We start from the raw sequence: 23,363 nt of genomic DNA, 5'->3' as shown, positions 1-23,363 counted from the left end.
TCGGTAGCTACCCGGCGATGCGGGCGCTGGCGATCAGGCGCGTTATCGCCTTCTGCACCGCCACACGATTGCGGGCGAGCTTCATCCACCCCGGCAGGCGGGAAAACATCGAACGATGCACGCCACGGCTTTCGCGCAGTGACGCGTTGACGTAATCCAGAAGGGCCTGCAGATGCGCTGTGTTGTACGCCCACAGCAGACCGGCGCGGGTCGGCTCGACCAGGCGCAGGGGTAGCCCGAAATGCGGATCGGCCGGGTCCCCAGCGCGCAGTGGGCGTACCGTGACGCTGACCTCGCTGCTGCGCCCGCATTGCGCGCACTCCGCAGGCAACGTGCCCGGCACCCCGGTGGTCGCAGATGGTCGGTGCTGGTGTACGGACAGCCATTGATGACCACAGTGGCCACAGGGCCGACGCCCATCCAGGCGGACCGGGCCCACCCAGGGGTTGTCGACGCTGTCCAATGCCGCGCTGCAACCGGTGCAGCGGAAACGCGCGGTCCAGCGATACGGTGCCCAGCTCGCCAGCACCCAGCCAGGCGTATCGCAGCGGTGGCAGCGGACGGCCACGCGATCGGCAAACGCCTGCAGGCTGCGGCCGTCATCGAAGTGACGGCCGGCAACAGGTGTTGTGCGCCCGCGCGAGCCGGGCCGGCGCTGCACAGCCATCAGACGAAGATACGCGTCGGCGCTTCGTCGATGATCGCGTGCGGTACGAAGCGGGCGCTGTCGCGGGTGATCCGGCTGTTGTCTTCGCGGATGCCCATCCCACAGGCCTGGTCGCCCACGATCCAGCTGCCGATCAGCGGATAGCCGCCATCGAACGCGGTAAGCGGATGCGCGGCCTGGCGGATCGCCGGGCCGGTGTAGGGGCCTTCGCTTTCCTGCCAGCTGCCGTCGGCCAGGTGCATGGCCACGTTGGCGCCCTCGCGCGAGAACAACGGCTTGCGCACCCAGCCGCGCGGCAGCTCACTGCCGTCGTCGAATTCGGCGGCGAGCAGGTTCGGGTGGCCACGGTGACGCTGCCACAGCAGCGGCAGCACGCCCTTGTTGCTGAGGATTGCCTTCCACGCCGGTTCCAGCAGCTGCACGCCCGAGGCGGGCAACGCCTGGCCGAACGACTCGGTCATCAGGTCTTCCAGCGGGTACAGCTTGAACAGGCTGCCGATCACGGTGTCGTCGAGCGCGGTGAAGCGCCCATCCTCGGACAGGCCGATATCCTCGATCGCGATCGCGTCGCCACGCAGGCCGGCCTGGGCCGCACAGTCGCGCAGGTAGGCGACGGTGCCCTGGTCTTCTTCCGAAGCACCGACCGCGCTGAAATACAGCGGCGGCGGCAACTGCGCGGCCAGTTCGCCGAAGCGTTCGACCAGCGCCTCATGGATCGCGTTGAACTGATCGGCATCCGGCGGCAACCGGTTCTGGTTGCGCTGGTCCTCCAGCCACTGCCACTGGAAGAACGAGGCCTCGAACAGCGAGGTGGGCGTGTCGTAATTCAGCTCGTACAGCTTGGCCGGGCCGCTGCCGTCGTAGGCGAAATCCAGCCGACCGTACAGATGCGGCTCGCGGCGGCGCCAGCTGTCGGCGATCCAGTCGCGGAACTGCGGCGGGATCGCCAGCTGGTCCATCAACTGCTGGCTGCCCACCACCTCGTCGACCAGATCCATCGCCATCGCATGCAGCTCGGCGCTGGGATCCTCGATGTCCTGTTCGATCTGACGCAGGGTGAAGGCGTAGTACGCGGTTTCATCCCAGTACGGCAGGCCATCGATGGTGTGGAAACGGAACCCCGACTCTTCGGCCCGGGCGCGCCATTGGCTGCGCTCGGCGATACGCACGCGCTGCATCGATCAGCCGCCGACGCTGCTGCGGTTGCTGCTGGTGTTGCCGAAGCCACCACGGCTGGCGGTGACCGCACGGTTCGGGGTGGCAGTGACCGGGGCCAGGCCGGCCTTGCCGGCGCCAATGCCGCTGGCGGTGTTCAGCCCGCCGGTCGACGGACCCGGGCGTGCCCAGCCCTTGGCCTTGTCCTGATAGGCCGGGCTTGCCGCCGGCTGCTGGGCCAGGCCTGCACCGCCGCGGTTGCTGAGCATCTGCGACATGAAGAAGCCCATCATCATCGGCCCGATGAACGAATGGCCGGTGGAGGTCTTCTGTTCCACGCACTGCTCGGCGTTGTACTCGGCTTCGCAGGCTTCACGCGAGGCGTACTTGGGGGCGGCATCGGCGGACTGCTTCTGCGCGTCGGCAAAGGCCGTGCGGCAGCTGGACGGATCGCCGGTGGCTTCGGTACAGGCCTGCACCGAGGTGTAGAGCCCTTCCTGCACCTGCACGGCCTCGTTCTTCTGGCAGGCGGTGAACAGCAGCGGCGCAGCGCTCATCAGCAGCAGCGCAGTGGTCCTGGAACGTTTCATGGCGTCATGCCCCCTAATGCGGTTATCTCCCCAATCATGCCTGATCGGGGCGAACAACCAAAACCGGCAAAGTCCAGAACATGAACAGCATTTCAGGATTCCATCACGGCAGCGGCGAAGGTGGTTGCAAACGCAACCGGAATTTTTCGGCAGAATCGAGATGAAACGCGCCCCCACGGCCCGCCAGATCCTGCCAGCCACCATGCCTGAATACCGCTCCCGCACCTCCACCGCCGGCCGCAACATGGCTGGCGCACGCGCCCTGTGGCGCGCCACCGGGATGACCGATGGCGACTTCCACAAGCCGATCATCGCCGTCGCCAACTCGTTCACCCAGTTCGTGCCCGGCCACGTGCACCTCAAGGACCTGGGCCAGCTCGTGGCGCGCGAGATCGAGCAGGTCGGCGGCGTGGCGAAGGAGTTCAACACCATCGCGGTGGATGACGGCATCGCCATGGGCCACGACGGCATGCTGTATTCGCTGCCCAGCCGCGAAATCATCGCCGACTCGGTGGAGTACATGGTCAACGCGCACTGCGCCGACGCCTTGGTGTGCATCTCCAACTGCGACAAGATCACTCCCGGCATGCTGATGGCCGCGCTGCGCCTGAACATCCCGGTGGTCTTCGTCTCCGGTGGGCCGATGGAAGCGGGCAAGACGCGCCTGTCCGAGCACAAGCTGGACCTGGTCGATGCGATGGTGATCGCCGCCGATGAAAGCGCCAGCGATGAGAAGGTCGCCGAGTACGAGCGCAGCGCCTGCCCTACCTGTGGCTCGTGTTCGGGCATGTTCACCGCCAACTCGATGAACTGCCTGACCGAAGCGCTGGGCCTGTCGCTGCCCGGAAACGGCTCGACCCTGGCCACGCATGCCGACCGCGAGCAGCTGTTCCGCCGCGCCGGGCGACTGATCGTGGAGCTGTGCCACCGCTGGTACGGCGGTGAGGAGATCGGCGCCCTGCCGCGTGGCATCGCGACCCGCGCGGCGTTCGAGAACGCGATGACGCTGGATATCGCCATGGGCGGCTCCACCAACACCATCCTGCACCTGCTGGCCGCGGCGCAGGAAGCGGAAGTGGACTTCGACCTGCATGCCATCGACGAACTCTCGCGCCGTGTGCCGCAGCTGTGCAAGGTCGCCCCGAATACCCCGAAGTACCACATGGAGGATGTGCATCGTGCCGGTGGCGTGTTCGGCATCCTCGGCGAACTCGCGCGCGGGGGGCTGCTGCATACCGACGTGCCGACCGTGCACAGCCGCACCCTGGCCGAGGCGATCGCACGCTGGGATGTCGCGGTGAGCACCGATGAAAAGGTCCACGATTTCTTCCGCGCAGGGCCCGCCGGCATCCCGACCCAGGTCGCCTTCAGCCAGGCCACGCGCTGGCCGACGCTGGACGTGGACCGTGCCGAAGGCTGCATCCGCGCCGTGGCGCATGCCTATTCGGCCGAAGGCGGGCTGGCGGTGCTGCGCGGCAATCTCGCCGTCGATGGCTGCGTGGTGAAGACCGCCGGCGTCGACGAATCGATCCATGTGTTCGAAGGCAACGCGCGTGTGTTCGAGAGCCAGGACGCCGCCGTGGCCGGCATCCTCGCCGACACGGTGGTGGCCGGCGATGTGGTGGTGATCCGCTACGAAGGCCCGCGCGGTGGCCCGGGCATGCAGGAAATGCTGTACCCGACCAGCTATCTGAAATCCAAAGGCCTGGGCAAGCAATGCGCGCTGCTCACCGACGGTCGTTTCTCCGGCGGCACCTCGGGCCTGTCGATCGGGCATGCCTCGCCGGAAGCGGCTTCGGGCGGCGCCATCGGCCTGGTCCGCGACGGCGACCGCATCCGCATCGACATTCCCGCGCGGCGCATCGACCTGCTGCTGGATGACGCCACGCTGGCCGCACGCCGCGCCGAGCAGGATGCACTGGGCTGGAAGCCGCGCGAGGCCCGCCCGCGCAAGGTCACCGGCGCGCTGAAGGCGTATGCGTTACTGGCCACCAGTGCCGACAAGGGTGCGGTGCGCGACCTGGCGAAGCTGGAGGACTGAGGGTGCCAGCGCAGGCTCCCGGCTTGACCTGAGTGCAGCACTGGCAAACACTCAGGTCAGACCTCTGCACAAGGATGTGACAATGCACGGCACGCGTTCTCTGCTGTTACTGGCTTTGTCGGCCGCCGCATTTCCGGCCTTTGCCGAGGCGTGCGCCGTGGATCGCGCCGCGATGCTGGCGCTGAGCCCGGAGCACTTTGATCAGGATCTGGAAGGCGGCTGGCGACCGATGGCGGAGAAAGCCGAGTGCCAGTTGGCCGCCGCCGATCTGATCGCGGCCTACCGTGCGCAGCCCAAGGCTGCCGGCAACACCACGATGATCTGGCATGAAGCACAGATGCGCGCGCAGGCCGGTCAGGACGCGCAGGCGGTCGCACTGATGCGCCAGACCTACAAACCCGCACCCGATGCCGGCGGCTGGAATCCTTACATGGATGCCAGCGTCGCGCTCATCGAAAAGGACCGCCCGGCCCTGGCCGCCGCCCGCGCGACGCTCGCAGCCCTGCCTGCGCCGCCTGAGACCAACGTCGAGAACGGCTTCTTCGACTTCACGATGCCCAACGGTGAGGTGGTACAGGTCGCTTGGCCGCCCAATCTCGATATCGTCGATGCGTTTGTGCGGTGCTTCGGCCAAAGCTACCGGGAGGCCTTCTCCAACCAGGCCTGCCGTCATCCAGACACCTCGGCCGCGCCTCAAGGAAGCACACCCTGACCTAACTGCCAGAGAGCATTCGGCGCTACCCGATCACCCGCTTGAACGGCGGCAGTGAATCGATGATCCGCTTGCCGTAGCGGCGGGTCAGCAGCCGCGAGTCGAGAATGATCACGCGGCCGGTATCGGTGGAGGTGCGGATCAACCGGCCGGAGAACTGGGTGAGCGTACGCAGCGCGTGCGGGATCGCGATCAGGTTGAAGGCGTTCAGGCCGCGGCTTTCGAACCACTCGCTCAGAGTGGAGGTCTGCGGGTCGGTCGGGACCGCGAACGGCACCTGGGTGATCACCACCGTGGTGCAGGCTTCGCCCGGCAGGTCGAGGCCTTCGCCGAAGGAATTGAGCCCGAACAGCACCGAGCCCTCACCGGCCGAGGTGCGCCGCAGGTGCTCGTCGATCATCTTCTGCTTGGCGGTTTCGCCCTGCACCAGCACCTGCTTGCGCTGCGCGGCCGGCATCAGCTCGGCCACCTTTTCCATCTTCCAGCGCGAGGTGAACAGCACGATGCTGCCCTTGTCCCAGTCCAGTTCCTTGACCAGGTACTTGGCGATTTCCTTGGGGTGACCTTCCTTGTCATCCGGAGTGACCGGGAACGCCGGCACGATCAGCTGCGCCTGGTTGGGCAGATCGAACGGCGACGCCAGCGAGACCATCTCGGCCTCGGCCGGAATGCCGTTGTCGATCGCCAGCGCCTGGAAGTCCCCGCCGCCGGTGAGCGTGGCCGAGGTCATCACCACCGAATCCACTTCATCCCAGAGCAGCTTGCGCAGCACGTTCGCGGCCGAAACCGGCGAGCCGTGCAGGACCAGGTCGCCATCGCGCGAGAGGGTGATCCAGCGCGCGGTCGGCGGCTGGCCCTCCTTGTCTTCGCGACGCCAGCCGGTCCACAGGTTGTGCTGCTGCTCGATCATCTCCAGCGCCATGCCGAGGTTGCGCTGCAGGCGCTCGCGCGCGGCATCCTCGGGCTTGCCCTTGGCCACCTGGGTCAGCGCGGCGTGCGCCCAGTTGAACAGCGCGCGGGTGTCGTCGGCGATGGCCTCGATATCCGGCATCCAGATCTCCGGCAGGCGACCGTTCGGGGCGCGCCACATCGGCTCCTGCGCGGACGGGTCCGGCCGCCAGCTGCGCTCGATCACATCGCGGAAGGCCTTGAGCTGCTTGCTGACCTTGGCGGCGGCCTCGATGGCCTCGTTGGGCAGCAGGTTGCCCAGCTTGTCCTTGTCCACCGCGCGGTAGGACGCGGCGATCAGCACCTGCAGGCGGCCGGTACGCTTGGCCATCTCGTCCAGCGCGAGGCTGGCCGCGCCCTGGTCGATGGCGACGTTGCCGATGTGATGGCCTTCGTCGAGCACCAGCAGCATGTCCGACGGCGGCGCGATCAGCGGCTGGCCGTTGTCGCTCTCCCCGATCGACAGCGCCGACAACAGCAGCGCGTGATTGGTCACCACGATCTGCGCCTCACGCACCGTGTTGCGCGAGCGCAGCACCGCACACTGCGCCGAGTAGGCGCACTTGCGCCCGGCGCAGCCCGAGGCCGGCGTGGTGATGCGCGAGCGCAGGGTGTTGCTGATCGTTTCCGGGGCGTTGTCCAGGTCGCCGTTCCAGCGGCCTTCGAGGAAGGCCTTGCTCAGCGACTGCGCCAGGTCCATTTCAATCGGTGCCAGCGGGCGATCGAACAGCGGCTGCTCGTCCTCGAACATGCCTTCCTGCGCGCCGTCGCCATGCGCTTCGGCGGCATTGCGGGTGCACAGGTAACGGGTGCGGCCCTTGGCCAGCGCCACGGTCGCTTCGATGCCGGTGGCCTTGAGGAAATTGGGGATGTCGCGCTCGACCAGCTGCGACTGCAGCGCCACGGTGCCGGTGCTGATCACCAGCTTTTTCTTGGTCGCCAGCGCGATCGGCACGCCGGCGGTCAGGTAGCCCAGCGACTTGCCGACGCCGGTCGGCGCTTCGACCACGCCGACGCCGCCGCTGTGCGAGAGCGCACGCGACACCACGCCGATCATCTGGCTCTGCGAGCGCCGGGTACTGAAGCCGGGCGTATTGGCCTGCAGCTTGGCGTAGGCGTCGCGGATGCCGGCCTTGAGCGCGTCGTTCAGGGCGCGGGGGGCTTCAACTTTTTCGGTCACGCCGGGGGACTGCCTGACTGGATCACGGTCCCCATTTTCTCACGACCCGGGGGCCGTGACCGGCGCCATTTTCCGCGCCGGTTCATATCCGTGACGCGGCCCACGCGAAAGGTGTGGACCACGGCAGACGGCGGCTGCACCCGCTCAGCGCGGCGGCAGCGGCGGAGACGGTTGAACGGCGCGGCCGCGCAGCGCGCGGGTCATGGCCCAGACCAGCAGGACCAGGGCGAGCGCCTCGAACAGGTTGAGTGCGAAGTGGCCGACACCCAGCAGCGTCGACATCAGCTGCAGGTTCTCGTAGTTGCCCTGCTGCACCAGCCACATCGGCACCACGTTCAGCACCAGGCCTGCCAAGGTGGTCAGGGCCATCACGCCCAGGGCCCACAGGGCCACGCTGCGGATCGATCCGCGCGGGGTATCCACTACCCATACCACGGCGATCGCCAGCGCGATCAGCACGGGCAGGCGTACGCCGACCATGCCCAGCATCGAAATCAGCAGGTCCATGTTCACCGGCTCAGTCCTCGCCGACCAGCGGCGCCAGTTGGGTTCGCAGCTCGGTGTAGACCGCATCGGTCTGCGGACGCACCGCGTGCCACTGCAGGAAGCTCTCGGCGGCCTGTTCGACCAGCATGCCCAGGCCATCGACGATGTTGCGGCAGCCGGCCGAGCGCGCCCACGCGGTGAAGGCGATGGCCGCCTCGCCGTAGTTGAGATCCACTGCGGTGGTCATGCTGTTGACCAGCGACAGCGGCAGCTTGAACTCCGCGGCGCGGTCGCGGCCGGCCGAGGTGGCGTTGATGATCAGCTCGAAATCGCCCAGTTCGCGGATGTCTTCCCAGTAGCGGGTGATCGCGCGGCCCGGCTCGCCCATCGCATCGATCAGCGCGTCGGCGCGTTCCGGCGTGCGGTTGACCACCACCAGCTCCAGGATGCCGGCATCCAGCAGGGCCGGGGCCACGCTGCGGGCCGAGCCGCCGGCGCCGATCAGCAGGGTGCGGCGGCCACGCAGGTCCAGCCCGTGGCGGTCGGTGAGGTCGCGGACCAGGCCGATACCATCGGTGGTGTCACCGTGCCAGCGGTCGCCCTTGCGCAGCAGCGTGTTGACCGCACCGGCGCGGCGCGCGCGCGAGGTCAGCGTGGTGCACAGTGCGAAGGCGGCTTCCTTGTGCGGCGCGGTGATGTTGGCGCCCACGCCCCCCTCGGCGGCAAAGGCCTCCAGGGCCGCCAGGAATTCGGCCGGCGATGCCTCGATCGCGCGGTAATCCAGCGCCAGGCCTTCCTGCCGGCCGAACGTGGCGTGGATGTGCGGCGACTGCGAATGCGCGATGGGCTGGCCGAATACGGCGTAACGGTCGGTCATGGGTTTCCTGCTCCGGGCCTAGAATGGAACGCAAACCCCAACGGACGCGATGATGCGCATTCCATTGTCTCTGCTCGCGCTGAGCGCCAGTTTACTCTGCACACCCGCCGCGATGGCGCTTTCCGAATTCGGCATCGAGGGCATGGGCGTGGTTTCGACCCAGGCCAATGAGGCCCAGGCCACGATCGCGCCGGACGGCCAGCGCATCGTCTGGGCCAGCGACCGCGCCGGGGGCAGCGGCGGTTGGGACCTGTGGCAGGCGGTGCTGCGCGATGGCCGCTGGCAGGACGCCGCCCCGCTCGCGCTCGACAGCGCCCGCGACGAACGCGATCCCTACTTCAGCCACGATGGCCGCTGGCTGTACTTCGCCTCCGACCGCAGCGGCGGCCAGGGCGGGTTCGATCTGTACCGCGCCCCGGTGGGCGCCGATGGCAGCCTCGGCCCCGTCCAGGCCCTGCCAGCATCGCTCAACACCCGCGATGACGAACGTACGCCTGCGCTGCGCCCGGATGGACGCACCCTGCTGTTCTCACGCAATGGCAGGCAGACCCAGGGCGGCTTCGATCTGTACCTGGCGCCCGTGCAGGGCGAAGGCGTCGGCACCGCGCAGGCCCTGCCTGCTCCGCTCAATACGGCCGCCGACGAACTCGGTGCCGCCTGGCTGGACACTGCGGGCGCACTGGCCTTCACCCGCGCGACCGATGGGCATTCGCAGGTGTGGCGGGTGGGCTGCGATCACCGCCAGGCGGCGGAGCCGCTGACGCTGTCGTTCAATACCGCCGACGGCCAGACCGGCGCGCCGGTGGTGGACGCCTCGAAGCCGTCGGAGATGGTCCTGGCTGGCGTGGCACGCGCACCGCGTGCCGGCGGGCTGGATCTGTACCGGATCAAGACGCCGTCAGCGCCGCAGGGTCCGGGCTGCGGGTGACGTTGCGGGGCCGAAGGGCAGCGACGCTTGGCGTCGCTCTACCCGTGGAGGCGGCGTGGCCCGGCGTCACTGGCCCTGCAGCAGCGCCGCACGTTGCTGTTCGTACTGCGCTTCGCTGATCTCGCCGCGGTCCTTGCGCTGGTTCAACGTGGCCAGCTGCGCCTGCAATGCGGGCGACAGCTGGGCCTCACGGGCGATGCGGGCGGCGGCGGAGGGTTGCTCCGGTGCCTGCCGCGCCGCGCGGCGCACGCCACGGATCACCAGTCCGATGACCACGGCGAAGGCCAGTACACCGGCACTCCAGGTCACCCACTGTAGCCATCCCATCGTCTGCATCATCGTCGTCCTGTGTCGGGGTGGGCGCGTATTGTCAGCGCTCGCGCAGCCAACGCGCCACCTGCGGGGCGAAATAGGTCAGCACGCCATCGGCGCCGGCACGCTTGAAGCCGATCAGCGACTCCATCACGCAGGCCCGCTCGTCCAGCCAGCCATTGGCGAAGGCGGCCTTCATCATCGCGTACTCGCCGCTGACCTGGTACGCGAAGGTGGGCACGCCGAACTGCTGCTTCACCCGGCGCACGAGGTCCAGGTAGGGCATGCCGGGCTTGACCATCACCATGTCCGCGCCCTCTTCCAGGTCCAGCGCGATCTCGCGCATGGCCTCGTCGCCGTTGGCCGGGTCCATCTGGTAGGTCTTCTTGTCCGCCTTGCCGAGGCCGGTGGAGCTGCCGACCGCATCGCGGAACGGGCCGTAGAACGCCGAGGCGTACTTGGCCGAGTAGGCCATGATGCGCACGTTGACGTGGCCGGCGGCATCCAGCGCGCGGCGGATCGCACCAATGCGGCCGTCCATCATGTCCGAGGGCGAAATGATGTCCACGCCCGCCTCGGCATGCGACAGCGACTGCTTCACCAGTGCCTCGACGGTGATGTCGTTGAGCACGTAGCCCTTGTCATCGATGATGCCGTCCTGGCCATGCGTGGTGTACGGATCCAGCGCGACATCGGTCATCACGCCCAGTTCCGGAAAACGCGACTTCAACGCGCGGATCGCACGCTGCGCCAGGCCGTTCCCGTCCCATGCCGCCGCCGCATCGAGCGACTTGCCGGCCGGATCGATCACCGGGAACAGGTCGATCACCGGGATGCCCAGTTCCAGTGCCTCTTCGGCCACCTTGAGCAGCTCGTCGATCGACAGCCGTTCCACGCCCGGCATCGAGGCCACCGCCGCGCGGCCGGCCAGTTCGTGCACGAACACCGGGTAGATCAGGTCGTCGGTGGTCAGCGTGTTCTCGCGCATCAGGCGGCGCGAGAACTCGTCGTGACGCATGCGGCGGGGGCGATAGTCGGGGTGTGCCATGAGGAACTCCGGAACGGAATGCAGGAAGGAGTGCAGGAACTACTGCAGCAGGTACTGCCGCGGTTGCAGCGGCTCGGGCAGCGGCTGGACGCCCAGGCTGTCGAGCAGGTCGATCTCGATGATGCGCACCATGGCGTCCAGCGGCAGGTCGTTGGATTCCAGCCCGAAGGGTTCTTCCATCTCCTCGCCGAGCTGGTCCAGACCGAAGAACGCGTAGGCCAGTACGGCCGACACCACCGGCGTCGCCCAGCCCAGCGAACTGGCCAGGCCGAACGGCAGCAGCACGCAGAAGAGCCAGGCGCAGCGGTGCAGCAGCAAGGTGTAGGCGAACGGCAGCGGCGTGGTCAGGATGCGCTCGCAGCCGGCCTGGATGCTGGACAGCGCATGCAGGCGCGTGTCGAACTGGGTGTACAGGTAAGGATCCAGCTGCCCGGCACGCAGCGCCTGGGCCAGGTCGGTGGCGATCATGGCCAGCAGCTGATCCGGCGCATTGAGGCGCTGGCCGAACCGCGCACGGTCGGCCTCGGGCACCCACGGCAGCGCGGCCAGCGCCATGTCGCGACCGCGCAGGCGGGCGGCCAGCGCATGCGCGAAGCCGATGCACCGCCGGCACACGCGGTCGCGCAGCGCGGCATCGTCGACCAGCAGGGCCTGGCACAGCCGGGCCAGGCTGCGCGATTCGTAGATCAGCTGGCCCCACAGCTTGCGGCCTTCCCACCAGCGTTCGAAACAGGCGTTGTTGCGGAAGCTGAGGAAGATCGACAGCACCAGGCCCAGCAGGGTGAACGGTGCCACCGAGACGCGCTCGATGCCCGGCGGATGCCAGAGCTCGGCCAGGGCGGCGACGGCGACCGACAACAGCAGGATCGCCACGACCTTCGGCGCCACCGCCGGAACGATGGAGCCGCGCAGGATGTAGAGCAGTTGCCAGCCGTGGGGACGAGGACGAATGATCATCGGTGCAGGGAGAGCGCCCGGAGAGGCGTGGACCGCCGGCGGAGCCGGATGCGGCAGCCGGTCATTCTACGCCGATGGTACCCGGCGGCCGTGAGCTGCGACGGTCGGTCGCACCCGGCGACGCAGACGCCGGCGGCTCAGATGATGCCGCCGCCCAGCCCCAGCCGGACGATGCCGACCACCACCACGATGCCGTTGAGCACCAGCCCGGTCCAGGCCCGGCCGCGCTTGCTGGCGTGGGTGAACAGGATGCCGATCGCGGCGATGACCGCGCCCACCGCGGCGAACGGGATCAGGAACCAGTTGCCCCACCCCAGCAGCGGGATCAGGGCCACAATCATCCACAGCAGCGACACGATGCCCCACAACAGACTGATCAATCCCATGCCCGGCTCCTTGAGGTGAATGCGTGGCCCACCATAGCGGTTCCGGGCGCAGGCGCAAGCGACGGCGAGACGCCGTTGGCGGGGGCCTCACCGACCCGGTGCTAGGGTGCGCTGGCAGGGGTTGGGACCGATTCAGTCGCCAGCACCGATCATCCCAGCCATCACACACAGGGGTAACGCCATGAACATCCGATGCGCTGCATTGCTGGGCCTGGCGCTGCTCAGCGCCGGCTGCGCCAGCACCTCCAAGGTCATGCTCGGCCAGGCGCGCGCGCCGGTCGATCCGGCCACGGTGCAGATCTATTCCACGCCGCCGGCCGGTTCGCAGGAAATCGCCCAGCTCGAGTCGGCCAGCGCAGTCGGTTTCGGCACGCAGGGCCAGACCGATGCCGCCGTGATGCGGCTCAAGCGTGAGGCCGCCGCACTTGGCGCCAATGGCGTGATCCTGATGGGCGTGGGCTCCAGCGGGTCGCCGGTCGGCATGTCCGTCGGTGCGGGCAGCTACGGCTCGCACGTGGGCGGTGGCGTCGGCATCGGCATCCCGACCACGCAGAAGCGCGCGGCCGGTGTGGCCATCTGGGTCCCGAATCCGCCGCCGGCCCCGCGCCTGCCGACGCAGACGATCACCCCGACGCGGTAACGAGAACCGCGGTAACGCAGACCGGGGTAACGCGAACCGGGGTAGGCCACGACCGTCGGTCGTGGCTGCTGGAACAGCGCACCGACCCACGGTCGGTGCCTACCGGAAGATGTTCCGCGCCTACCGGAACCGTGTCAGCGCTTGCTGGCGCGTTTGTACTTCGGCACGAAGACGTCATTGACCGCCTTGGCCAGCTGGTCCGGCGGCAGCAGGCCCTGGTCGAGCAGGAAGTTGTTGAAGGCCAGGCGGTCGAAGCGATCGCCGAGCGTCAGCTCGGTCTGCATGCGCAGTTCCAGGATGCGGGTGTAACCGTAGAAATAGCTGCCGGCCTGGCCGGGCATGCGCACCATGTAGCGGTCCAGTTCCTGGGTCGCCATCGCCTTGGACAGGCCGACCTCGTCGATCAGCACGCGCTCGGCGTTGGCACGGTCGATCTGGCCCAGGTTGAGCATCGGGTCCAGCATCGCGCGCGCGGCACGCAGCAGGCGGAACTGCAGCGCGATCAGCTGCCCGTCCAGCGGCTCGTACGGCACCATCTCCGCCTCGGCATACAGCGCCCAGCCTTCCACGTTGACCGAGTTGAACGCGAACATCGTGCGCGCCAGCGAGATGCCGCGCTCGACCATCGCAGTGAACTGCAGCTCATGGCCCGGGCGGCCTTCATGCGCACTCAGGGTCCAGGCAGCCGAGCCGAAGTTGAAGTCGTCGTACTGCGCGGCCTTGTCGCCGGCGGCCGGATTGCCCAGCGGCAGCACGAAGGTGCCCTGCTGCCCGGTGTTGCCGACCAGCGGCGCCGGCAGGAAATGCGGTGCCGGCGAGGCGGCGCTTTCGGCGGCCGAGCCCAGGCGCATCTGCATCGGACGCTGCGGCACGTCGACGATCTTTTCCTTGCGGATGATCGGGTCGATCGCATCGATCACGCCCCGGTAGTGGTGCTCGAGCTGGTCGTCCGGAATCTTGTCGCCCTTCAGCGCCCGCACCACCGCCACCGGATCGGTGCTGTCGGCGACCTTCAGGCCCTTGGCCTCCACCACCAGCGGCGCCAGCTGGCGCATCGCCGAGCGGGTTTCCATGAACTCCAGCTGGGCGCGCTGCATCAGCAGCGCCGGGGCGATGTCGATGCCCACGCGCTTGAGCTGGTAGGCATACAGCGGCTCGGGCAGGCGCGCGTCGGTGCGCGCCTTGGGCAGCACGTCACGGCGGGTCCAGTCGCGGTACTCGCGCAGCTGGCTGGCGATGGTCTGCAGCGCCTGCTCGGCGCCGGCGATCTTGTACTTGCCGAACAGCTGCTCGATGCCGGTGATGTAGGTGTCCACATTGGCCAGCGACTGCTCGACTTCGATCCTGGTCGGCTGCAGCAGTGCCTTGTCGCCCAGGCGCTCTTCATAACGCTGGCGCGACAGCGTGGTCACCGGCTGGCTGCCCGGGGCAAGCCCGGCGTAGGCCTTCAGGCGATCCAGCGCCTTGGCCCGGCGCTCGGCCGGCACCTGGTCGGAGAGCAGCAGGTTGAGGCCGCTGAACACCGTCTGCGGGGTATCGCTCCACGGCAGCAGGTACTTCTCGTTGAGCTCGCTGCCTTCGATGTTCTGGTCGGCGGCGGCGATCATGATCGCCAGGTCCTGGCGGACGTTGGCATCACGCTCGGTGGCGAGCTTGGCCTGCAGCTCGCTGCGCGCCTTGGCCATCGCCGCACGGTAGCGGGCGCCGTTGTCCGGGCCGAAATCGGCCACCTTGTCGTCGTAGCCGGGCACGCCGAAGAAGCCGGTTTCTTCCGGCTGGAACGGGCCCTGCGCATCGAGCAGGATCTGCGCCAGCTGGTTGCTGCGGGTCACCCAGGCCGGCGAGGCGGCAGGCTTGGCGGCAGCAGGGGCGGCCAGGGCCGGCGGGGCCGACAGCGCGGCGGGAACGGACAGGGCCAACGCGACAGCGAGGACAAGCGGCTTCATGCAGGAACTCCAGGGCAGGATGCCTGCGACCCTACGCACTTGGCGGGCCCGGGGCAATTGGCCGGAGGTCATGCCGCGTCGGGAAGCTGGCCGGCGGGGTCAAGAATCAGCGGTTCGACAGGATATGGGTCGAGCACCGTGGGTGCCTCGTTCGGCAACCGCCGTAGATCGATGCGCACCAGCAGGTCCCCGAAGAGCTGATACGGGACGTGGTCCCTGGAAAATCTGGTCATGAGCTCGCCGTTGCAGTTCGGAGATGTCTACGGTGCTCGGTATTCCCCCAGGCCCGCGCACCCCGATGATCGTTCCTGTCCACAGTTGCCGCGATGTGGGCGAGCGCTGGACAACATGTGTGCTGCCTTCCGCCACATACAGAGGAGCATCCTCCGGCTCGGTGGCGATGAGGGACGTGCGTTCGATGACGAGCACCTCGTCGAACAGATCGACCTGGATCCGATCGGAGGCCAGTGCGGTCCGGTCTACATGGAATCTCCCTAGCTAACGCTAGGCACGTTGCGTAGTTCTCTCGCCTGTAGGCAATGCTCAAGGGTCTGGATAGAAGGCCGCAATCGTGGCACGCGTCTCGTTCAGCACGCGAACGTTGTCATGTTGCCGCGCCGTTCCGGCGGGTAGTCCATTGTGACTTCCGCTTGGCGAAGACCATCGATTGATGCGACCGCATTCGCGGTCGCTGCAATCGTACGCCATCACTGTCCGCCAACGATCAGGCGTGTTCAGCGGCGCCTGATAGCCGTGGCCATATTCGAATTTCGGAGGATGGACGGAGGCATGCGCCAGGTCATGATCGGCGCCAAGCAAGTGGCCAATTTCATGAGCAAGGCTGTTCTTCTCGTCTGCAAGGCAATTCCGCTCCACCACCGCAAACGCCGTCTCCTTCGTTGCCAGCAAGCGCTGTGCCTGGCCGCAGACAGTCGGTGCGTCGTCTGTATCGACGATCATCAAGATGAGATCCACTTTCTCCATCTGCCGCATTCTATGGACGAGCCAGAGCGGCCCTTCAATGCCTAACGCTAGATCGTCCAGCGTCTGCAATACGGTCGATTCGGCATATCCGGGGAGCGCATTTCCTGCCCGCTGCAGGTCAACGAGAACTCCACTCTCTCGAAATCCTTCATTCGCATGTGCGACCGCTCTTTGCATCATGCTAAAGATCTTCTCTCTACCATCCGCCAGTGATTTGTTCCCATAGCCAAAGGCGACCCGGATGGTGGATCGCTCATCGGACTGAGTGACTTGGTCGAGAATGAGCGGATCCACCGGATAGGGGTCGCGCACCGTGGGTGCCTCGTTCGGCAGCCTCCGCAGATCACTGCGCACCAACAGGTTCCCGAACAGCTGGTAACGAAGATGACCTCGGGTGAAGCTCGTCATCAACTCGCCATTTTCCATTTCGATGACGTGGACAATCTGGGGCATGCCCCCTGCACCACGCCCACCGACCACTTCACCCACCCACAGCTGCCGCGACGAGGTGGTTTCACGATGGACTTCCCGTCCCGTTCCGATGGCCTGATAGAGCGGTGTAGTGTCCGTCTCACTATTGGCAGCGCGCGTACGGTTGACGACGAGGATGCCGTCAAACAGATCGACCTGAATCTGGTCAGCCGCCAGCGCAGCACGGTGCACCTCTACCCGCCGGGCCCAGTCGAAAATGCCCTTGGAGTAGCGCTTGCGCGCCTCCGGCCCGGGGTCCCATCCGTCGGCGGGCACCTCGATGAACGGTACCGCCGCCGAGGTCGTCGACACCAGCAACACACCGCACACCACGACCAACCAACCACACAGGATGCGTTTCATGTCTCCACCTCGCCTGCAGCATTGCCCGACCGGGCAGGTGCATCGAGGCTAGCGGCAGCAGGGGCGCGGAACGCCGCGCGGCATCACGGTATCAACGAAACCATCCGTCATCTCGGATTCGAAAGGCTGAAGCTTCCAAGCCACCCCTCAAAGACTGAGCGACGGCGGGCACTTCCCCTTCGCCCGGCATTCCTCCAGCGCGCAACTATCCGCGGCTTCGATGTCGTCCAGGGCCGCCAGATCGATGGCGTCCTTGCTGTCGGTCACCACGTACAGCATCGGGTAGTCCCAGTGGTCGCCGGAGCGCTTGGCGTTGAGGAACACGCGGCCCTTGCCCTGTGGGCCGGCGATCGCGATCACGAACTGGCTCTGGCCATTGGAGTGCATCGAGCCTGCGGGCAGGTAGCCATCGCGCAGGGGCTCACCGAGCGCTTCGACCAGCTCGATGTTGCAGCGTGCGCGACGCATGGCCTCCTGGTAGGGCGTACTGGATTTGCTCCAGTACGCCCACTGGTACAGCGCGAACCACACCGCGCCCACCGCCGCCGCAAGGCCGGACACCACGGCCAACGGCATGGCCCAGCGCCAGTGGCGGCGCCACCAGCCGGGAGGCACGGTCGAACCAGGAAGCGCGGGCGGCAATGTCATCGGCGAACTCCTTGTCGGGCCGGTGGCAGGAACGGGGAATCAGGGCGCCAGGCAGCGCCCCAGGAAGTCCTCGGCCAAGCGGTAGCGGTGCAGCGCGTTGCTGCCCGAGAGGCCGTGCTTGGCGCCGGGATAGGTCATCAGTTCGAACGGCTGGCCGCGCTTCTGCAGGGCGCTCATCAGCACCGTGGAGTTGGTGAACAGCACGTTGTCGTCGGCCATGCCGTGGATCAGCAGCAGGCGCGAACGCAGGCCATCGATGTGCGCCAGCACACGCGCTTCTTCATACCCCTTCGGATTGTTGCCCGGCAGGTTCATGTAGCGCTCGGTGTAGTGGGTGTCATACAGGCCCCAATCGGTCACCGGTGCACCGGCCACGCCACAGGCGTAACTGTCCGACGCCTTGGCCAGCAGCATCAGGGTCATGTAGCCGCCGTTGGACCAGCCCTGCACGCCGATGCGCGCCGGGTCCACCCACGCCTGCTGCTTCAGCCAGGCCACGCCGCGCAGCTGGTCGGCCACTTCGACCGTGCCCTGCACGCCGTACAGCGCGCCGCCGAAATCACGACCGCGACGCGGGGTGCCGCGGTTGTCCAGCGAGAACACCACGTAGCCCTGCTGCGCAAGGTACTGGTTGAACAGATGATCGCCACGGCCGGGCCAGCTGTTGGTGACCGTCTGCGAGGCCGGGCCGCCATAGACGTACACCACCACCGGGTAGCGCTTGGCCGGATCGAAACCGGTCGGCTTGATCAGGCTGTAGTGCAGTGCCGTCTTGCCGTCGGCGGCGGTCAGCGTGCCGAACTCGACCGGGCGCTGCGCATCGAGATAGCGCGCGTACGGATGCGCGGGATCTTCCAGGTCGTTCTCGACCAGGGTGGCGATCTTCTCGCCGTTGGCACGGTGCAGCGCGATCTGCGGCGGCGTGGTGGTGCTGGACCAGCTGTCCACGTAGACGCTGGCATTGCGCGCGAAGCTGGCGGTATGCATGCCCGGCGCCTGCGACAGGCGCTGCGGCGTGCCGCCCTGCAGCGACACGGCGTAGAGCTGGCTTTCGCGCGGGCTGTCCACGCCGGCGCGGAAATACACCTTGCCGGCGTCTTCGTCGACGGCCAGCAGTTCGTCCACCGGCCAGGTGCCGGCGGTCAGCGCGGTGACGCTCCCGCCGTCATCGGAGATGCGGTACAGGTGCTCGAAACCACTGCGCTCGGACGACCACACGAAGCCGCCCTGCTTGAGGAAGCGCAGGCTGTTGTGCAGCGGCACCCAGGTCGGCGAGGTTTCGGTCACCAGGGTGCGTTGCTGGCCGCTGGCCAGCTCGGTCTGGATCAGCTCGAGCGTCTTCTGGTCGCGCGACTGGCGCTGGAACGTCAGGCGCTGGGGATCACGCCAATCGACGCGAGCCAGGTAGATGTCCGGGTTGCGGCCCAGGTCGATCCAGGTCGGCTTGGCGTTCTGACGCGGCGCGATCACGGCCAGCTTCACGGTGACGTTGTGGTCGCCGGCCGCCGGGTAGCGCTGTTCGATCATCTCGGTGCGGTCGGCGTACATCTCGTAGCGCTTCTGCACCGGCACCGGCGATTCATCGATGCGGGCGAAGGCGATCGCCGAGTCGTCCGGTGCCCACCAGTAGCCGGTGTGGCGGTCCATTTCCTCATCGGCGACGAACTCGGCCACGCCGTTGCCGATCGTGTCGCTGCCATCGCGGGTAAGCTGGATCTGCTGGCCGCTGGCCAGGTCGATCACCCACAGGTTGCGGGCACGCACGAAGCTGATGAAGCCGCCCTTCGGCGACAGCTTTGCATCGGTCGCGAAGCCTTCCCCATGGGTGAGCTGGCGCACCGCGGCCTTGCCCTGCCTGCTCAGGTCGTACAGGTACAGCTCACCGCCGAGCGGGAACAGCAGCGTGCGTGCATCCGGCGACCACTGGTAATCGACGATGCCGGTCATCGCGGCGATGCGCTGGCGCTCGCGGCGGGCCTTCTCGGCGTCGCTCAGGGTTTCCGTGCCCGGCAGCACCACCTTGGAGTCGACCAGCAGATGGGTCTGGCCGCTGGCGATGTCGTACGCCCACAGGTCCAGCTGGTTGCGGTCGGCGTCCTTGCCGCGCAGGAAGCTGACCTGCGAGCCGTCCGGAGCCACCTTGGGCTTCATCAGGGTCGGGCCGGACAACGGCAGCGGACCGGTGATGGCATCCAGGGTGAGTTTTTCAGCGTGGGCGATCGAGGTCGAGGCGAGCATCAGGGCGAGTGAAGCGAACACGTGGCGCATGAAGGATTCCGGCAGCGTCTGGGCAGTCCCCGGCCGCGGGTGCGGCATGGGGAACGCTTCATCCTAACCAAAAGCCCTGTGGTCGTGCCGGCCGCACCGCGCCTCCTCGGGCGGCGGCCAGCGGCCGGAACGTCCGGGTGGAGGGGGTAGGGGCCGCGTCGGGTTCGGCGGGCAGCCGGCCAGCGGCCGGCACTACGCACGTTTCAGCGCTGGCCGAACAGGTGTTTGCGCTCTTCGTCGCTGAGCGGCTTGCCGGCCTGCGGGTTCACCTTCTCGCGCAGGGCGTAGGCACGCTGGGTGGCCGGGCGTGCTGCGATCGCGTCATGCCAGCGCTTGAGGTTCGGGAAGGCGCTGAAATCGACCGGCAGCGTGTCGTAGGCGCCGATCCAGGGGTAGCTGGCCATGTCGGCGATGCTGTACTCGTCACCGCCGAGGTAGGCGGCCTGCGCCAGGCGCTTGTCCATCACCCCGTGCAGGCGGCGCACTTCGTTGTCGTAGCGCTCGATCGCATAGGGAATCTTGTCGGGCGCATAGACGTTGAAGTGCCCCATCTGGCCGCTCATCGGGCCGAGCCCGGCCATCTGCCAGAACAGCCATTCCAGCACCGCCACCCGGCCGCGGCTGTCGGCCGGCAGGAAGCGGCCGGTCTTTTCGGCCAGGTACAGCAGAATCGCGCCGGACTCGAACACGGGCTGCGCGGCCCCGCCATCGGTGGGCTGGTGATCGACCAGGGCCGGCATCTTGTTGTTCGGCGAGATCGCCAGGAAGTCGGGCTTGAACTGGTCCCCGGCACCGATGTTCACCGGCTGGATCCGGTACGGCAGGCCGGTTTCCTCCAGCATCAGCGTGACTTTGTGGCCATTCGGGGTAGGCCAGTAGTACAGGTCGATCATGGCGAGGGCTCGCGCGGAGAGGGAATCCCGAGTCTAGTCCGTCGCTCGGCTTGGCAGGGTCAAGCTGGACCGTTACGCTGCGCCGTCCCCGCAACGCAGCATTCCAGCATGAGTTCGACCTCGAAATCCCCGAACGCCCTGTCCACCCTGATCTTCGCCTCGCGCTGGCTGCAGGTGCCGCTGTACCTCGGCCTGATCCTCGCCCAGGGCGTCTACGTGTTCCTGTTCGGCAAGGAGCTCTGGCACCTGTTGCACCAGGCCAACCAGATGGGCGAGCAGGAAATCATGCTGCTGGTGTTGGGCCTGATCGACGTGGTGATGATCTCCAACCTGCTGGTGATGGTGATCGTCGGCGGCTATGAAACCTTCGTCTCGCGCCTGCGCCTGGAAGGTCATCCGGACCAGCCCGAGTGGCTGAGCCACGTCAACGCAAGCGTATTGAAGGTGAAGCTGGCGCTGTCGATCATCGGCATCTCCTCGATCCACCTGCTCAAGACCTTCATCGGCGCCGGCAATCTGGGGGCGCTGCCGGCCTGCAACAGCGAGGCCTATCTGAAGGCTGTCGCCGCCGTCGGCGACGTCATCAAGTGCTCCACCATGACCTCGGACGGCGTGATGTGGCAGACCATCATCCATGGCGCCTTCATCCTGTCGGCCATCGGCATCGCCTACACCGACAAGCTGATGAGCGGCACGCCGAGCAAGGCGCTGTCGCACTGAGGCTTGCCCGGCAGCGGCGGCATCGGTGAGGATGCCCCCTGCCCTGACCGCCTGGCCCCCGGGCCGGGCGGGGTGATGCTAGATTGCACACCTGCGGGTCCGCCATGGGCGTCGGGAAACGTCCATGGCCGTCGGTTGGCCTGACCGCATCAGGCCCTACGTATCGTCGTCTTCAAAGGGGAGTTGGATGTCGCACGTCAAGACTCATGGCCCGGCGCGCCTGTTCGCGCCGATGATCCTGCTGATCGCCCTGTCCGCCTGCTCGGGCAAGGACGACACCGCACCGGCCACGCCTGCGGCACCGGCGGCCCCCACTGCTGCCCCGGCCGCACCGGCGGTGTCGGCCAAGGTCCAGTCGCTGGGCACCGAGGAACTGCGAGAGCTGGCCAGCAAGGCGCTGCGCGAGAACCGCATGTATGCCCCGGACGGCGACAACGCCATCGAGTATTACCTGGCACTGCGCGACAAGACCCCGGATGACGCCTCGGTCAAGAGCGCGCTGACCGATCTGCTGCCCTACACGCTGATCGCCGCCGAGCAGAACCTGGGCCGCGAGGACTTCGCCGAGACCCAGCGCCTGGTCGCGCTGATCGAAAAGGTCGACCCGACCGCCCCGGCGCTGCCGCGCCTGAAGCAGGGCATCAGCGGCAGCATGCAGACCGCGCTCAAGCGCACCCAGGAAGAGACCGACAAGGTCAAGAAGGACGCCGAGACCCGCGCCAAGCAGCTGGTGGAACAGCAGAAACTGGCCCAGCAGCAGGCCACGGAAGCCGAAGCAGCGAAGAAGATCGCCGCGCAGCAGGCAGCCGCCGCCCGCATCGACAACCAGGACACCGAGCGCCAGGCCGCCGCCCGCCGCGAGGCCGAACAGCGCCAGCAGCAGGCCGCCGCCGCCCAGGCAGCGGCCGCCCGCCAGGCCCCGGCTGCCGCCGCGCCGGCCGCGAGCCTGCGCCCGGTCAGTACCCCGGCCCCGCGCTACCCAGCCGACGCCCTGCGTTCGGGCACCGCCGGCGAAGTGCTGGTCGAACTGACGGTGGGCACGGACGGCTCGGTGACCGCCGCCCGCGTGCTGCGCGCCACCCCGGCCCGCGTGTTCGACCGCGAAGCACTCAACGCGGTCAAACGCTGGAAGTTCGAACCGGTCGGCGCCCCGGTCACGACCCGCCGCACGCTCGCGTTCGCGCCGGAAGGCGGCTGATCACAACGCACGGTTGGATGACGAAAGGCCCGGAGCGATCCGGGCCTTTCTTAATGGGGACGGAGGTAGTTAATAACGGGGACGGAGGTAGTTAAGCGCACTTCCCTTACCGCGTTCCGCGCCACCGACCTAGCGCGTTCTGATGCGCGGTTCTGCAGAGTGATGCCTCGCCATCCCGGTTGCGACCATGCCCCGCTCCCCTCGTCTGGTTCTGCCTGGAATTCCCCTGCATGTCATCCAGCGTGGCGTCAATCGCGCTGCGCTGTTCATCGACGACGATGATCGGAACCACTACCTGCGTCTGTTGCGCTCTGCCTGCCGAAGGCATGGCGTCCTGATCCACGCCTTCGTACTGATGGGCAACCACGTGCATCTTCTGGTATCGCCGATGGTGGCGGAAGGGCTGGCTTCAGCGATGCGGAGGTGCGGGCAGAACTACGTCCAGTACTTCAACAAGCGGCATGTTCGGAGCGGAACGCTGCTGCAGGGCCGCTTCAAGTCGTGCCTGGTGGATTCCGATGGCTACCTGCTGATGGTCCATCGCTACATAGAACTGAATCCGGTGCGGGCCGCGCTGGTAGCCCTTCTCGAAAGTTATCGATGGTCCAGCGCTCGGGCGTACCTGGGGCTTGAGTACAACCCGATGCTCACACCCCACGCCGGCTACACCGCCCTCGGCGCTACACCGAAAGCCCGTGCAGTGGCCTACAGTCAATGGCTGCAGGCCAGCATCCAACCACAGGAAAGAGAGCGGATCGTCGCCTACATCGCGCAGGAGCGCGCGTTGGGCAGCCCGCGCTTCCAGGACATGGTGGGACGGGCATTGCAGAGATCCGTGGTGTGCAGGCCTGCGGGAAGACCCATCAAGCAGCAGGGCCACTAGCCGTGAATGCGTCAGCGTTCCGAGGGCTAACGAATCGACAGCCGCGGGATTAACCACCTCCG

At 67.4% G+C, this 23,363-nt stretch carries 23 protein-coding genes; 7 read left to right on the top strand and 16 right to left on the bottom strand.

The annotated features are described in order from the left end of the window. Positions 1 to 7 precede the first annotated feature (7 nt). From HDC96_RS09395 to HDC96_RS09385, 3 genes are read right to left on the bottom strand one after another with little or no spacing between them, the layout of a single operon-like run. On the bottom strand, positions 8 to 667 hold the full coding sequence (locus HDC96_RS09395; protein ID WP_179459770.1) for a hypothetical protein: 660 nt from the start codon (positions 665 to 667) through the stop codon (positions 8 to 10). Further along, positions 667 to 1,845, bottom strand: coding sequence for a glutathionylspermidine synthase family protein (locus HDC96_RS09390; protein ID WP_179459769.1), 1,179 nt, complete (start codon positions 1,843 to 1,845; stop codon positions 667 to 669). Before HDC96_RS09390 ends, HDC96_RS09395 begins: the two co-directional genes overlap by 1 nt. A 3-nt stretch (positions 1,846 to 1,848) precedes the next feature. Continuing rightward, positions 1,849 to 2,412 (bottom strand): DUF1190 domain-containing protein, encoded by a 564-nt coding sequence (locus tag HDC96_RS09385; protein WP_179459768.1) that lies wholly within the window; start codon positions 2,410 to 2,412, stop codon positions 1,849 to 1,851. A gap of 202 nt (positions 2,413 to 2,614) precedes the next feature. Between HDC96_RS09385 and ilvD the strand changes: the two genes are divergently transcribed. Continuing rightward, positions 2,615 to 4,453, top strand: a complete 1,839-nt coding sequence (gene ilvD, locus HDC96_RS09380) for a dihydroxy-acid dehydratase (protein WP_179460375.1) — start codon at positions 2,615 to 2,617, stop codon at positions 4,451 to 4,453. Positions 4,454 to 4,535: 82 nt separating this feature from the next. Next, positions 4,536 to 5,165: a hypothetical protein gene (locus HDC96_RS09375; RefSeq protein WP_179459767.1), complete on the top strand. Its 630-nt coding sequence runs from the start codon at positions 4,536 to 4,538 to the stop codon at positions 5,163 to 5,165. Positions 5,166 to 5,190: 25 nt separating this feature from the next. On the opposite strand, the gene dinG is transcribed toward HDC96_RS09375, so the two are convergent. The 3 genes from dinG to aroE all read right to left on the bottom strand — a co-directional run bounded on the left by dinG (position 5,191) and on the right by aroE (position 8,656). Beyond that, complete coding sequence (gene dinG, locus HDC96_RS09370; protein WP_179459766.1) at positions 5,191 to 7,293, bottom strand: ATP-dependent DNA helicase DinG; 2,103 nt, start codon at positions 7,291 to 7,293, stop codon at positions 5,191 to 5,193. Positions 7,294 to 7,437: 144 nt separating this feature from the next. Continuing rightward, positions 7,438 to 7,800 carry a hypothetical protein gene (locus HDC96_RS09365; RefSeq protein WP_179459765.1) on the bottom strand — a complete coding sequence of 121 codons (363 nt, stop codon included), beginning with the start codon at positions 7,798 to 7,800 and terminating at the stop codon, positions 7,438 to 7,440. A 10-nt stretch (positions 7,801 to 7,810) separates the two neighbouring features. Further along, positions 7,811 to 8,656, bottom strand: coding sequence for a shikimate dehydrogenase (gene aroE / locus HDC96_RS09360; RefSeq protein ID WP_176987875.1), 846 nt, complete (start codon positions 8,654 to 8,656; stop codon positions 7,811 to 7,813). 52 nt (positions 8,657 to 8,708) lie between these two features. Here aroE and HDC96_RS09355 point away from each other — a divergent pair, with 52 nt between their 5' ends. Continuing rightward, positions 8,709 to 9,584 (top strand): PD40 domain-containing protein, encoded by an 876-nt coding sequence (locus HDC96_RS09355; RefSeq protein ID WP_179459764.1) that lies wholly within the window; start codon positions 8,709 to 8,711, stop codon positions 9,582 to 9,584. A gap of 66 nt (positions 9,585 to 9,650) precedes the next feature. On the opposite strand, the gene HDC96_RS09350 is transcribed toward HDC96_RS09355, so the two are convergent. From HDC96_RS09350 to HDC96_RS09335, 4 genes are all read right to left on the bottom strand, one after another. Continuing rightward, on the bottom strand, positions 9,651 to 9,920 hold the full coding sequence (locus HDC96_RS09350; RefSeq protein ID WP_257018679.1) for an SHOCT domain-containing protein: 270 nt from the start codon (positions 9,918 to 9,920) through the stop codon (positions 9,651 to 9,653). A gap of 34 nt (positions 9,921 to 9,954) precedes the next feature. Continuing rightward, entirely contained in the window at positions 9,955 to 10,944 is a 990-nt protein-coding gene (hemB, locus tag HDC96_RS09345; RefSeq protein ID WP_179459762.1) for a porphobilinogen synthase, read from the bottom strand. A gap of 39 nt (positions 10,945 to 10,983) precedes the next feature. Then, the gene (locus tag HDC96_RS09340; RefSeq protein WP_179459761.1) at positions 10,984 to 11,901 is read right to left on the bottom strand and encodes a bestrophin family protein; all 918 of its coding nucleotides are present in this window, start codon (positions 11,899 to 11,901) and stop codon (positions 10,984 to 10,986) included. 137 nt (positions 11,902 to 12,038) lie between these two features. Further along, complete coding sequence (locus HDC96_RS09335; protein WP_179459760.1) at positions 12,039 to 12,287, bottom strand: hypothetical protein; 249 nt, start codon at positions 12,285 to 12,287, stop codon at positions 12,039 to 12,041. A gap of 181 nt (positions 12,288 to 12,468) precedes the next feature. Between HDC96_RS09335 and HDC96_RS09330 the strand changes: the two genes are divergently transcribed. Beyond that, on the top strand, positions 12,469 to 12,927 hold the full coding sequence (locus HDC96_RS09330) for a hypothetical protein (protein WP_176987869.1): 459 nt from the start codon (positions 12,469 to 12,471) through the stop codon (positions 12,925 to 12,927). A gap of 134 nt (positions 12,928 to 13,061) precedes the next feature. Here HDC96_RS09330 and HDC96_RS09325 read toward each other — a convergent pair whose 3' ends face one another. From HDC96_RS09325 to HDC96_RS09300, 6 genes are all read right to left on the bottom strand, one after another. Continuing rightward, complete coding sequence (locus HDC96_RS09325; protein ID WP_179459759.1) at positions 13,062 to 14,873, bottom strand: DUF885 domain-containing protein; 1,812 nt, start codon at positions 14,871 to 14,873, stop codon at positions 13,062 to 13,064. A gap of 68 nt (positions 14,874 to 14,941) precedes the next feature. Beyond that, positions 14,942 to 15,106, bottom strand: coding sequence for a hypothetical protein (locus tag HDC96_RS09320; protein WP_179459758.1), 165 nt, complete (start codon positions 15,104 to 15,106; stop codon positions 14,942 to 14,944). 310 nt (positions 15,107 to 15,416) lie between these two features. Then, the gene (locus HDC96_RS09315; protein WP_179459757.1) at positions 15,417 to 16,691 is read right to left on the bottom strand and encodes a M12 family metallo-peptidase; all 1,275 of its coding nucleotides are present in this window, start codon (positions 16,689 to 16,691) and stop codon (positions 15,417 to 15,419) included. Between the two features lie 147 nt (positions 16,692 to 16,838). After that, positions 16,839 to 17,339, bottom strand: coding sequence for a cytochrome c oxidase assembly factor Coa1 family protein (locus HDC96_RS09310; RefSeq protein WP_179459756.1), 501 nt, complete (start codon positions 17,337 to 17,339; stop codon positions 16,839 to 16,841). A 39-nt stretch (positions 17,340 to 17,378) separates the two neighbouring features. After that, entirely contained in the window at positions 17,379 to 19,607 is a 2,229-nt protein-coding gene (locus tag HDC96_RS09305; RefSeq protein ID WP_179459755.1) for a S9 family peptidase, read from the bottom strand. 203 nt (positions 19,608 to 19,810) lie between these two features. Next, a complete protein-coding gene (locus tag HDC96_RS09300; RefSeq protein WP_179459754.1) occupies positions 19,811 to 20,500 on the bottom strand; it encodes a glutathione binding-like protein in 690 nt (229 codons plus the stop codon). Between the two features lie 108 nt (positions 20,501 to 20,608). On the opposite strand from HDC96_RS09300, the gene HDC96_RS09295 reads away from it, so the two are divergent. The 3 genes from HDC96_RS09295 (at position 20,609) to HDC96_RS09285 (ending at position 23,301) form a co-directional block, all read left to right on the top strand. Next, positions 20,609 to 21,220: a TIGR00645 family protein gene (locus tag HDC96_RS09295; RefSeq protein WP_121040802.1), complete on the top strand. Its 612-nt coding sequence runs from the start codon at positions 20,609 to 20,611 to the stop codon at positions 21,218 to 21,220. Between the two features lie 187 nt (positions 21,221 to 21,407). Then, positions 21,408 to 22,418 carry an energy transducer TonB gene (locus tag HDC96_RS09290; RefSeq protein ID WP_179459753.1) on the top strand — a complete coding sequence of 337 codons (1,011 nt, stop codon included), beginning with the start codon at positions 21,408 to 21,410 and terminating at the stop codon, positions 22,416 to 22,418. Positions 22,419 to 22,605: 187 nt separating this feature from the next. Next, positions 22,606 to 23,301, top strand: coding sequence for a transposase (locus HDC96_RS09285; protein ID WP_179459752.1), 696 nt, complete (start codon positions 22,606 to 22,608; stop codon positions 23,299 to 23,301). Positions 23,302 to 23,363: the final 62 nt, after the last annotated feature.

It is taken from the genome of Stenotrophomonas sp. JAI102, assembly GCF_013409105.1.
GTDB lineage: Bacteria > Pseudomonadota > Gammaproteobacteria > Xanthomonadales > Xanthomonadaceae > Stenotrophomonas > Stenotrophomonas maltophilia_AA.
The sequence above is the reverse complement of the archived record's forward strand: the minus strand, read 5'-3'. Positions and strand labels throughout refer to the sequence as shown.